Genomic DNA, 12,497 nt, shown 5'->3' with positions numbered 1-12,497 from the left:
GCCGGTCATGGCCGTGATCGGCTCGCAGCCTTCCACGAGGCTGTCTCTCGGGGGCTTGGGGCTCTTCGGTGATTAACCGGGACGGCCTTCCCGAGGGCGCCCCGCCGTTCACGGCGCGGTCAGGGCCGCGCCATGCGAGCGAATGCCGGGAGCGCGCAAGGCTTGTAAAATAAACCATCGTGTCATGATAATGGCTCATAGCTCTCGCTAGAAACCCGAGGCTGGTGTAGTCGAAAGCGTCCAATCTGACCAGTTGCAGCAAGGCGATATTGCCCAATCATTAAGCGGTGAGATACGATGAAAGCAGTCTTGTTGGCCGGCGGTCTGGGAACCCGCTTTGCGGAAGAAACCGACGTCCGGCCCAAGCCGATGATCGAGATCGGCGGTAAGCCGATCCTGTGGCACATCATGAAGATCTACTCGAGCCACGGCATCAACGACTTCATCATCTGCCTCGGCTACAAGGGCTACGTCATCAAGGAGTACTTCGCGAACTATTTTCTGCACATGTCGGACGTGACGTTCGACATGGCGGCGAATGCCATGACGGTTCACGAGGCCAAGGCCGAACCCTGGCGGGTCACGCTGGTCAATACCGGCGAGGACACCAAGACCGGCGGACGCCTGAAGCGGGTCCGCGACTTCGTCGGCGACGACGATTTCTGCTTTACCTACGGCGACGGCGTTTCGAACGTAGATATTACCAGACTTCTCGAATTCCACCGCAACGAGAAGCGTCTGGCCACCATGACCGCCACCCAACCACCGGGCCGCTTCGGCGCCGTGGATCTCACCGGCACGCGCGTCAATCGCTTTATCGAGAAACCGCGCGGTGACGGCAACTGGATCAATGGCGGCTTCTTCGTGTTGTCGCCCAAGACCATCGAATATGTCGCGGACGACGCCACGGTCTGGGAAAGCGAGCCGCTGGAGCGGCTCGCGGCGGAAGGTCAACTTTCCGCCTATTTGCACGCCGGCTTCTGGCACCCAATGGATACATTGCGGGACAAGCTGTATCTGGAAGACCTGTGGAATCACGGCAACGCGCCGTGGAAGACCTGGTGATGACCGGCGGTTTCTGGAACAACAAGCGCGTTCTGCTGACCGGGCATACCGGCTTCAAAGGCGCATGGCTCTCGCTTTACCTGGAGTCGCTGGGAGCGGAGGTCACAGGCCTCGCGCTGGCCCCCGAGCAGGATCCCAACCTGTTCAAAGCCGCAGCGATCGAGAACGGGGTCCGCTCGATCATCGGCGACATCCGCGATCTTCCGACGGTCGAACGCGTCGTCGCGGATGCCCAGCCGGAGATCGTCATCCACATGGCCGCACAGGCGCTGGTTCGCCGCAGCTATCGTGAGCCGGTCGAGACCTATGCGACCAACGTGCTGGGCACGGTGCACGTGCTCGACGCGGTCCGGCGCTTGTCGAAGACGCGCGCCTGCCTCGTCGTCACCAGCGACAAATGCTATGAAAACCGGGAATGGCTATGGCCCTATCGCGAGAGTGAGCGGATGGGAGGGCGCGACCCCTACTCGAACAGCAAGGGCTGCGCGGAGCTCGTCGTCAGCGCCTACCGCGCGTCCTATTTCGAGCAGGCCGGCATGGGGTTGGCAAGCGCGCGTGCCGGCAACGTCATCGGCGGCGGCGACTGGTCCGAGGATCGACTGGTTCCGGATCTGATCCGAGGCTTCATGGATGGCAAGCCCACGATGATCCGGCAGCCGGATGCCATCCGGCCCTGGCAGCACGTGCTCGAGGCCATCCATGGCTACCTTGCCCTGACCGAACGGCTCTGGAATGATCCGGCGACCTTCGCCGAGGGGTGGAACTTCGGACCTGATAATGCCGGCGCTGTTCCGGTGGGAATTATCGCAGATACACTCGCGGCAAAATGGGGCGATGGCGCCGGATGGCGCCGCGACAAAGAGGCTGGCGTCCATGAGGCTCACCTGCTGAAACTGGACTCGACAAAAGCACGAACCCAGCTGTCGTGGCGGCCCAAGCTCGAAATCGAGGAAGCACTGGACTGGATTGTGAAATGGCACCGCGCCCACATGGCGCACGCCGACATGAGGGATTTCACACTCCACCAGATCAAACACTACCAAGCTCTTTGAACAGGCGATCGATGCATTTCATCTGCAATTTCTGCAAATCACCGCTGACAAAGACGTTTTGCGATCTCGGCACTTCGCCGGTATCGAACTCGTTCATCAGGCCGGAGAATGCCCAGGCGGCCGAGCCGTTTTATCCGCTCCACGTCTACGCATGCAGCCAGTGCTTTCTGGTCCAGCTGCCCGAGCATAAATCGGCGGGCGAAATTTTTACCGACGATTACGTCTACTTTTCCTCGATGTCCGACAGCTGGCTGGCGCACAGCAAGGCGTACTGCCAGAAAATGCGAGAGCGCCTCGCGCTGGCGTCAACCAGCCTCGTCGTGGAGGTTGCCAGCAATGACGGCTATCTGCTGCAATACTTCCACGGCATGGGAATTCCGGTACTTGGCGTCGAGCCTTCCGGAAACGTGGCTGAGGCGGCCCGCAAAAAGGGCGTCGAGACGCTGGTGCGCTTCTTCGGCGTCGCTCTCGCCAACGAATTGAAGCGATCCAGCAGACAGGCCGATCTGCTGCTCGGAAACAACGTTCTGGCTCACGTACCCGACATCAACGATTTCGTTGCGGGTCTTTCCATCGCCGTGAAGCCCGAGGGCGTCATCACGATGGAATTTCCGCATCTGTTGCGGCTGGTCGAAGGCGTACAATTCGACACTATCTATCACGAGCACTTCTCGTACTTGTCGCTGACGTCTGTGCAACGCATTTTTGCCGCACATAACCTTGTCGTCTTCGACGTCGAGGAATTACCGACCCATGGCGGCTCGCTGCGCATTTTCGCAGCTCATCAAGGCGCGATACGCGCGACAATCAATCCAAGTGTGCCCCAACTTCTTGCACGCGAGAAGGTTGCCGGACTTACCGACGTGAACCGCTTCGCCGAATTTTCAGAACGCGTGAAGCGAAGCAAGCGCGATTTGCTTGAGTTCCTCATTCAGGCCAAACGAAGCGGGAAAAGCATCGCGGCTTACGGCGCCGCCGCCAAAGGCAATACGCTTCTCAATTACTGTGGCGTCCGCACCGACTTTATCGACTTCGTGGTAGATCGAGCAGCTTCGAAGCAGGGCCGACTTTTGCCGGGGACGCGAATTCCAGTGCTGTCACCAGAGGCGATCAGCCAGGCGAAGCCCGACTACCTCCTGATCCTCCCCTGGAATATTCGTGACGAGATCATTGCGAGCAACTCGCATATCCGGGAATGGGGCGGAGCGTTCGTTGTCCCCATCCCGACAATCGAGATCATACCGTGAGATTCATGGAAACTCCGGTCTCCGGCGCTTTTGTCATAGAACCAGAGCCGATGTACGACGAACGCGGCGCATTTGCTCGAATCTTCTGCGAGCAGGAGTTCGGTTCGCTTGGACTAAAGACAAATTTTCCGCAATGGAGCGTGTCGCGCAATACTCTAACGAACACCCTGCGCGGCTTGCATTATTCGGTCGGGGACCACGCAGAAACGAAGCTCGTGCGAGCGACGCGAGGCAAGGTCTATGATGTCCTCATCGATCTGCGCAAGACCTCCCCAACTTATTGCCGATGGTTTGCGGTGACACTGGATGCCCACGTCGGACAAGCGATCTACATACCCGTCGGGATCGCACACGGCTTCCAGACACTTACTGACGATAGCGAGGTCACCTATCATATCCATCCGGTCTTCGTGGCCGAAGCCGGTCGCGGGGTCAGATGGAACGACCCGACGTTCGGCGTCACTTGGCCAGACGCGGCCAAGCGGATCATCTCACCACGCGACGCGAACTATCCGGATTTCCAGCCATGACAGTAGTTCTGTTGACCGGTGCGCGCGGCTTCGTCGGGCGTCAAATTGCGAAAGGGCTTGTTGCGCTGGGTGTAGAGACGCACGCGCTCTCGTCTACGGAAGCCGATTTGTCGATTCCAGCTTATGCATGGCATCAGGGAGACCTGATGGACAAGTCATCGACGCGAGCACTCCTGAAGACAATAAGGCCTACTCATCTCGTGCACGCCGCCTGGGACACGACGCACGGAGCATTCTGGACCTCAGATGCGAATTACGCTTGGGTCTGTGCAAGTTTGGAGCTGATTCAGGCATTTCAGGCTGTGGGAGGACAGCGGTTGGTCGTAGTGGGCTCATGCGCCGAGTATGACTGGCGCTTTGGATTTTGCTCAGAAGACACCACCCCGCTAAATCCTGCTCTGCCTTACGGGCTTTGCAAGGCGTCGCTGTTCCATCTCTGTGAGGCGTACGCCAAAAGTCATAATATCTCGATGGCGTGGGCTCGAATATTCCTGCTGTACGGCCCCCACGAGCGACCCCAGCGGTTGGTACCATCGATCGTGAACGCCCTTCTATCGGGTCGGGCGGCTCCCTGTACCAAAGGCGACCAAATCCGCGACCTGATGCATGTGGAGGATGCGGGCAGCGCCATAGCCGCCCTTGCCGCCAGTAACGTTTCGGGTGGCGTTAATATAGGGAGCGGTCAACCGATCTCCCTTTCGAGCGTGGGACTTGAGATTGGGAAACAGCTTGGTCGCCTCGAATTGGTACAGTTAGGAGCTTTGCCATCGCGCCCCGAAGATCCCCCGGTTTTGATTCCTGATACGAGAAGGCTTTACACTGAGCTTGGGGTTAAGCCGCGTTTTGATCTCGCCAACGGAATCGCTGATGCTATTGAATTCTGGAGGGGTCAGCCAGCAAATCGGACATCGTGATTATACTATCCGATGATCGGCAGGAGCCCATCTTGTATGCGCATTTGACCTTGGTAAACGCGGCTACCAGGGAGTTTTTGTGGCCATACGAAGCAATGCGGTCTTGAGTTCACATAAGACCAATCAGAGATTGGAATTCGGCTATTCATCAGCTGTCGCGCTCGCCAATTCGGAATGATAATTTTGGCTCACTCAATCTACACTCTGGGGCAAGGACTCAGGACCATCCTGTTCCACCGCTTCTTTTTTGAAGGCGAAACGACCGAGTCCGGGCGCGAGCGGCTGAAGAGACAGTGCGACTGGCTGTCGCGGTCGTTCCGGTCGCTGAGCCTCAAACAGGCAACGGAGGGCTTGATCGACGGGCAACTGCCAGCAAGCTCGCTCCTGGTCACGATCGATGATGCCAAGATCGAGATCCTTCAGGTACTTGAAATTTTCCGGTCTTTCTCGATCCCAATCGTGATATTCGCCTGCGCCGGCTGGTGTGCCCAAGAAGAGAACGGAAGAGCCGACGAGGACATTTCGATTGCTAGACTGGTCGCCGATATCAATTGGTACCGAGGGCCAGTCCGCAAGCTCGATATTGGCGGGTTTGAACTCGAACTTGGGAAAGGCGAACAACAAACCGCAGTCGAACTCGATCGCTTCCTGCAGCATCTTAAGGTTACTGGCCTGAACTCGTTCGAGCTGCCTTCGCTGCGTTCTACTCCCCCGCGGGTTTCGTGCACTTTCGCGGAATTGGCGGACATTGCGAGCGAGCAGGTCGCAATCGGCGGCCATTCCGTCAGCCATATCAATCTCGCGAAAGCCAGCCCCGTACGGCAGGAGTACGAGATCAGTGCCACGAGGCGCATCCTGACTAAGACCGTGGGGCAGGTCAGCGCTTTTGCCTATCCGTACGGAATGGAGAGCACGCACAACCAAGCTACCCGAGGTGTCCTGGGCGACGCTGGCTTCGACTTCGCGTTCCTGACACACTCCGACCTGGCAACGTCGAAAAGCGATCGTCTTGCTCTGCCGCGCATCTCGATGCCAGATCGCGCAATGCCGGACTATGAATTCCGCGCCCGATGTGCCGGCGCAGGAATTCTCTATCGCAAGCTACAACTCGCTCTTTCCGGCCGGCGAGCCTGACATGTGGCTCGTCATTATATTTGTCATATTTGCCAGCGCACTCTGCGTGCCTGCGATTATTCTGTTTATCGAGACTCTGGCGTCTCTTAATCCTTATCGGGATCAGCTTCAAACAGAAGCGTCGTCCGTCTGTCAAAAGGAGCAAAAGGTTGCGATCGTCATTCCAGCACACAATGAGAGCGCAGGTGTGCTCCCAACCCTATCCGATCTCGAGCCTCAACTAAAGGAAGGTGATCGCCTGCTCGTCGTTGCCGATAACTGCACCGACGATACGGCGGCTGTAGCAGCGCATGCAGGTGCGGAAGTTCTGGTTCGAAACGATCTCTCAAAGATCGGAAAGGGCTACGCGCTTGCGCACGCAGTCACTCACCTTAGGAACGCTTCGCCCGACTTCGTGCTGTTCATCGACGCCGATTGTCGCATTCAGAAGGACATGGTATCGCGTCTAAAGCAAATGTGCGCGCTAACAAACCGGCCAATCCAGGCTTGCTTTTTGATGGTAGCTCCGAGCAAGGCGGCCGTCGATCACCATATCGCTGAGTTTTTCTGGCTCATACGGAATTGGGTGCGTCCCTTGGGGCTCGCGGGTCTAGGCTTTCCCGTACAACTCATGGGCACCGGCATGATTTTTCCTTGGCACGTGATCTTGAAGGCCCCGCTTGCTCACGGGAATCTAGTTGAAGATCTCAAACTCGGCCTCGATCTGGCCGCCGACGGACATCCTCCCGCTTTCTATCCATTCGTGGTGGGCACGAGTGAATTCCCTATGACAAAAAAGGGAAGCGATTCGCAGCGTCAGCGCTGGATCCAAGGACACCTATCAGTAATTGTAGGGGTCATCCCGAAGTACCTCCTCCGAGCACTACTGACCCGTAATGTTGGTCTGCTTGCCCTCGCGCTGGATGTCCTGGTTCCCCCATTCTCGCTGTTCTTGCCACTTTTGGCCCTATCGCTCGTCGCGAGCCTTGCATTGCTGTTGCTTGGCTTCATCGCGCCTGTCATTATCTGCGGAGCGAACGTAGTCATCGTGACCTTAGCGCTGTTCTTGAGCTGGCTAAAGTTCGGTCGAGAGATCCTTCCAGCACGCCAGGTGGGATCTGCTCTCGTTTCTCTGATGAAGCGCCTTATTTTCTACGGCAGGGTGTATTTCGGGCGGAAGGCGGGTTCGTGGATCCGAACCGATCGATCGGAAAAGGACTAACGCCGTATCGGATCGGATTATGCAAACGTCGTCCCATTACTTCCTAATGAAGATGCTCGAAGAGCGGCCAAGTTGGGGAGCTTCTCGTGCTCTGGCGTTATTGCTCGTTTTGATATGCGCTGGCTCCGATAAGCTGCTTGGCGGGACATGGACCGCAATTTTTGTTTCGATCGGCTTGACCATCATTACATTTGTGATGCTGCCGGCGTCGAAGGACGCTCTCCGCATAAGGCTGACGTTGGCGTCCTACCTTGGCCGCCTTTATTCTCTTCCGACCTGGGCGCAGATCGCATCTGCGCTCGGCGTGTTTGTCCTGATCGAAATGCTCGATTATCAGGTTGGCGGCCTCCTCTTGGGAAAAGTGTTCAATCTTTATTTCTCTGCCATTTTCATACACTCACTTTGCTTCGGATTTCGCAACTCCCTGCTCGTATGGCCCGTCGCTTCCGGCGTGGTGTATTTCTTGGAGCTGCCACCAGAATATTCGTTCAAACTTGAAAGCTTGAATGACTATGTCCACCTTGTACTCTTCATCTTTCTCGGCTTGGCTTCAGCATCGGCCGCATTTCTCATTCGCGTCAGCTCCGTTCTGTATGACAGAATGGACGAACGGCACTGAGCAGGGTTTACCTTCGAAACCATGACTGGCTAGATAGTAACACATCTGTCCTCCACCTCGACGGCTTCCCGATCAATCAGGTTCGCGACAGCCTCCCCGAAAATGGCTTCAATGTCCTGCACGCAATAGGGGCAGAGCCCCAGACATAAGCCACTTGCAGGGCCGCTGGATCTGTCGTGCGGGGTGCTTCTAAAGCCCGCTCATTACAGTAAAATCGTCATTGGACAAAATCGGGTATCGCACTACGCCGGCGCCCCTAGATCCGCTCGGGGACACAACGAAATTGGGGCGATCAACGTTCGAAAGACCGACAGGAGACGCATGTTCTCGATCTCACAACCGTTCATTCGACGTCCCGTCGGCACCACACTGCTTTCTATCGGGCTACTTCTCCTTGGTATCGTAGCCTACCGCTTCTTACCGGTGGCGTCCGTTCCCAACGTCGACTTCCCCACTATTTTCGTTTACGCATTTCGGCCGGGTGCAGATCCTTCGATCATGGCAAGCACCGTGGCCGCGCCGCTCGAGCGACGCCTCGGCGAAATCGCGGGTGTCAACCAGATCACCTCTACCAGCACGCTCGGTCTAACCAGCGTGCTTCTCCAGTTCGACATCAACCGGAGCCTCGATCGCGCGGCGAGGGACGTACAAGCCGCAATTAACGCCTCGCTCCCCGATTTACCGAGCGACCTTCCTTCCCTGCCACGTTTTGGGAAGGCCAATACCTCCGGCGCTCCGGTTTACGTTCTCGCGCTCACTTCCAAAACACTCTCGACCAGCGCTCTCTACGACGTCGCCGACACCGTCCTGCTACAGCGGATCGCGCAGGTACCCGGCGTTGGAAATGTTACGGTCAGCGGGGCGGATCAGCCGGCGGTGCGGATTCAGCTCAACCCCATAGCGTTATCGAACGCTGGAATCGCAACCGACAACGTCAGAACCGCGGTGATCAATGCCAATCCGCTTGGGCCCGTCGGGATCTTCGATGGCGAGCGCCAAGGCGAGACTTTGTCGCTCAATCGCCAGATGCGCACGGCGACAGAATTCCGTAACATCGTCATCAAGAGCTCCAACGGCAATCTCGTGCGTCTCTCCGACGTCGCCGAAATCGAAGATTCCGTGAAGAACGTTCGTTCGGTTGCCTGGTTCAACAAGCAGCCGGCCGTCCTCATCGAGATCAGAAAACAAGGCGACGCCAACGTCATTGACACGGTTGACCGCGTGAAAGCGCTTATCCCGGCTCTGAAACAGTGGATCCCGGCCGCGGTCGAGGTTTCCACTCTCGTCGATCGCACCGGCACAATCCGTGCCAGCGTGGTGGACATGCAATGGACGCTGCTGGCAACCGCGTTGCTTGTCATGATCGTCGTGTTCGTGTTCCTGCGCCGGCTCCCGCCGACGATCGCCGCCGGCGTCTCGGTGCCGCTCGCCCTTGCTGGAACATGTGCCGGTATGTGGGTCGCAGGCTTCTCGATCGACAATCTATCGCTGATGGCACTTGCGATCTCTGTTGGCTTTGTGGTCGACGATGCCATCGTCATGATCGAAAACATGCACCGCAATCTAGAGATAGGTATGCACCCATTCCAGGCAGCGCAGGAAGGCGCCCGGCAGATCGGGTTTACTGTAGTCTCCATCAGCCTTTCGCTGGTCGCTGCCTTCACTCCACTGATCTTTATGGATGGAATTGTCGGCCGCCTGCTGCGAGAATTCTCACTGACGCTGACGTTCGCGATTCTCGTCTCCACTCTGGTATCGCTGACCGTCACGCCGATGATCTGCGCCCATTACATCCGGCAGACCACTTCCAGAAGCGCGACACTATTCGACCGCCTCGTCGAGGGCTTCTTGTCGCGTACGGTCTCATTCTACGCCCGCACTTTGGGCGCCGCGCTCGAATACCCATTCCTGACATTGCTGGTGTTTTTCGCAACCATTGCTTTGACGGTTACTCTCTATATCAAGGTCCCGAAAGGCTATTTTCCGACTGACGATTCCGGTTTCGTCATCGGTGCAACGCGCGCCTCCGCGGACACCTCGTTCCAATCGATGCTGGGCTTGCAGCAACAGCTCGCCGACATTGTTCTCGCCGATCCGGCCGTGGCCGGCCTCGGCTCAGTTGTCGGAAGCGGCGGGGGCCCTGGAGGCCAAGGCGCAAACCGCGGCACCATGTTCATCAACTTGAAACCACCTGAGCATCGCGGGTTTGTCTCCACGGAAAGCGTCATCGATCGATTGCGCCGCGCTCTCTATCCGGTCGCCGGCATCCGCCTGTTCATGTTTGCCGCCCAGGATGTGCGAGCCGGCGGACGGCAAAGCGATTCTAATTACCAATATACACTCACCAGCACAGATCTCGGCTTGTTGCAGCAATGGGCTCCCATCGTGGCGAAGCGTTTGGAAACTGTCGAGGGGATTACGGACATCTCCAGCGATCGCGATCCGAACGGTTTACAGCTGACACTCTCTATTGACCGCAAAAAGGCATCGATGCTCGGCGTTCGCGTCCAGGACATCGACAACGCGTTGAACAACGCGTTTTCGCAGCGGCAGATCTCGACCATCTACACCCAGCGCAACCAGTACATGATCGTGCTCGAGATCGACCCGAAGTTTCAGGTCGATCCCACCAACCTCGACCGCATCTATGTCGCCGGTTCGGGCGGCGTACAGGTGCCGCTGTCTGCCGTGGTGCATGCGACACGCGGGCTCGCAGCACTCGCCGTCCACCATTCGCAATCGTTCCCATCGACCACGGTGTCGTTTAACCTGTTGCCCGACGTGCCGCTCCAGGCCGCCACGCAAAACATCCAGCGCGCGGTCGAGGAATTGCACATGCCGGAGGGTATTCGCGGTAGCTTTGACGGAAATGCCGGCGACTTCGCCAAGACCAGCGGCCGCCAGCCGCTCCTGATCCTCGGCGCGCTGGTGGCGATGTATATTGTGCTCGGCGTGCTCTACGAGAGCCTCGCCCATCCGCTCACGATCATCTCGACGCTGCCCTCGGCGGGTCTCGGCGCGCTGCTGGCCTTGCAGCTCACCAACACGCCGCTGACGGTGATCGCCTTCGTCGGCATCATCCTGTTGATCGGCATCGTCAAGAAGAACGGCATCATGATGGTGGATTTCGCGCTCGATGCCGAGCGCCAGCGCGGCCTGTCTTCGGCGGAGGCGATCTTCGAGGCCTGCCAGGCGCGTTTCCGGCCGATCCTGATGACGACGATGGCGGCATTGTTCGCCGGCATTCCGCTGGTGGTCGCGACCGGACCCGGCACCGAGCTTCGCCGCCCGCTCGGCATCACCATCATCGGCGGGCTGTTCGTCTCTCAGATCCTCACCCTCTACACGACGCCGGTGATCTATCTCTTGATCGACCGGCTGCGGCGGTCGCATGCGCCCGATAAGACCGTTGTACCAGCGGAATGATGCTTCAATCCTCGGGCGACAAGGCGCGCCACGAGCTTGTCGCCAGAATTGAGGTCTGCAAGGGTCAGGTAGCGTCAGACGTCATTAAGACCCGGCGGCGAAGGGCAAGGAAGCCAATGCCTGGGAAACCAATAATCATCATCACCCAAGTGGAAGCCTCCGGAACTGCCGAGGAGAAGACTTCGAATTGGGTGACGGTGCCTTCGAAGGCGAAGTTGCCTAGCCCGTCGAGCTTCGTCAGTGACGTAAAATTACCAGCATAGCTATAGTGCGCGCCTGTCGAGTCCGCCTCGTTGAAAGATATCTGGTTGATGGGAGGCAGCGGCTGATACTGCAATAGGTCCAAAGGCAGGATCGAAGTGGAACGATATGCCCCGTCTAGCAAAACCTGAATCCCGCCGCTAAGCGTTGGCGTATATCCCGCCCATTGGCCAAGTTGCCCATTGGGAGCATCCTCGTAGGAGACTTCGATGTAAAGCGAGCTACCCGCAAAGTGGGTGCCTGCCAGAACAATGGAGATAGATCCCGCGTTGCTGAACGTTTCATACACAGTCGAGCCGGAAACGATGCAGGACGAACGAGAAGCCGAAGGATAGATCGATATCGTTCCGGTGAACGTATCTCCGACCGCTACGATTGGGAGAGCCAACGCAATCGTTGGCGAGGCCAAGCCGGCAAGCAGGACTAAAAGACTTCGGGATAATAAATACTTCACGCTACTCCATATCGGCCAATGTCAGGCATGTTCCGAGATGTGTCAATGGAAAGAGGGCCGTTCCAAAGCCGCTCCGCTCTTGGACGGAGCGGTCGACACTCGACCCCTTCGCGCTCAAGAAAGGCGCAACTTGGTCGGACAGTCTAACTGTCGTTCCAATGCCGCCGCACTCCAGAAAAGTGCGACGATGATTAAGAATTGTAGCGCAGCAGAACGGAACGAGCATGAAGCCACGGTGCCGGTATTCTTGCGTAGCAAAACAGATCCCCGCCCGCACTTGTGTGAGACGTGAAAGCTGTTCGGCGAACACCACCAGCCTTGTTCATCGTGAACACAGCTGGAAAAGCGAACTCAGGCACTCACCTGCTGCGATTTTTGGCGCACATCGGATCAGGCGCTCCGGGCAGTGCGACTGGCTCCGCCTGCGTCGGCGGTGGTTCCGGTTGGGGTCAATGGTGCGGCAACACAACGATTCCGCACCCAGATTTTGCTCACCTGAGGTCTGCCAACTCAGAGCTGACGAGCTTCTTCTCCGATGACCAGCATTTCTCGTCAGCTGGGAAGTTGCTTGAGGCTCAATATGACTTCCGCTTG

General features: G+C 57.7%; 10 protein-coding genes. 9 read left to right on the top strand and 1 reads right to left on the bottom strand.

The features are described 5' to 3' along the window. Window positions 1-297: 297 nt before the first annotated feature. From rfbF to AC0L3J_RS29060, 9 genes are all read left to right on the top strand, one after another. Entirely contained in the window at window positions 298-1,065 is a 768-nt protein-coding gene (rfbF, locus tag AC0L3J_RS29100) for a glucose-1-phosphate cytidylyltransferase (protein WP_473349288.1), read from the top strand. Further along, window positions 1,065-2,117 (top strand): CDP-glucose 4,6-dehydratase, encoded by a 1,053-nt coding sequence (gene rfbG / locus AC0L3J_RS29095; protein ID WP_473349346.1) that lies wholly within the window; start codon window positions 1,065-1,067, stop codon window positions 2,115-2,117. The genes rfbF and rfbG overlap by 1 nt, the downstream gene beginning before the upstream one ends. 11 nt (window positions 2,118-2,128) lie before the next feature. After that, complete coding sequence (locus AC0L3J_RS29090; RefSeq protein ID WP_473349287.1) at window positions 2,129-3,364, top strand: methyltransferase domain-containing protein; 1,236 nt, start codon at window positions 2,129-2,131, stop codon at window positions 3,362-3,364. Next, window positions 3,361-3,894, top strand: a complete 534-nt coding sequence (gene rfbC, locus AC0L3J_RS29085; RefSeq protein WP_473349286.1) for a dTDP-4-dehydrorhamnose 3,5-epimerase — start codon at window positions 3,361-3,363, stop codon at window positions 3,892-3,894. Before AC0L3J_RS29090 ends, rfbC begins: the two co-directional genes overlap by 4 nt. Continuing rightward, entirely contained in the window at window positions 3,891-4,808 is a 918-nt protein-coding gene (locus AC0L3J_RS29080) for an NAD-dependent epimerase/dehydratase family protein (protein WP_473349285.1), read from the top strand. Before rfbC ends, AC0L3J_RS29080 begins: the two co-directional genes overlap by 4 nt. 183 nt (window positions 4,809-4,991) lie before the next feature. Continuing rightward, window positions 4,992-5,942, top strand: coding sequence for a polysaccharide deacetylase family protein (locus AC0L3J_RS29075; RefSeq protein ID WP_473349284.1), 951 nt, complete (start codon window positions 4,992-4,994; stop codon window positions 5,940-5,942). Between the two features lies 1 nt (window position 5,943). Then, the gene (locus AC0L3J_RS29070) at window positions 5,944-7,143 is read left to right on the top strand and encodes a glycosyltransferase family 2 protein (RefSeq protein WP_473349283.1); all 1,200 of its coding nucleotides are present in this window, start codon (window positions 5,944-5,946) and stop codon (window positions 7,141-7,143) included. A gap of 46 nt (window positions 7,144-7,189) precedes the next feature. Beyond that, window positions 7,190-7,762, top strand: coding sequence for a DUF4118 domain-containing protein (locus AC0L3J_RS29065; protein WP_473349282.1), 573 nt, complete (start codon window positions 7,190-7,192; stop codon window positions 7,760-7,762). Window positions 7,763-8,083: 321 nt separating this feature from the next. Next, window positions 8,084-11,188: an efflux RND transporter permease subunit gene (locus tag AC0L3J_RS29060; RefSeq protein ID WP_473349281.1), complete on the top strand. Its 3,105-nt coding sequence runs from the start codon at window positions 8,084-8,086 to the stop codon at window positions 11,186-11,188. Window positions 11,189-11,252: 64 nt separating this feature from the next. Here AC0L3J_RS29060 and AC0L3J_RS29055 read toward each other — a convergent pair whose 3' ends face one another. Further along, window positions 11,253-11,903 carry a hypothetical protein gene (locus AC0L3J_RS29055; protein WP_473349280.1) on the bottom strand — a complete coding sequence of 217 codons (651 nt, stop codon included), beginning with the start codon at window positions 11,901-11,903 and terminating at the stop codon, window positions 11,253-11,255. Between the last annotated feature and the right edge of the window lie 594 nt (window positions 11,904-12,497).

This window comes from Bradyrhizobium sp. Kon37 (genome assembly GCF_055807535.1).
This window is presented reverse-complemented; position numbering and strand designations above follow the sequence as displayed.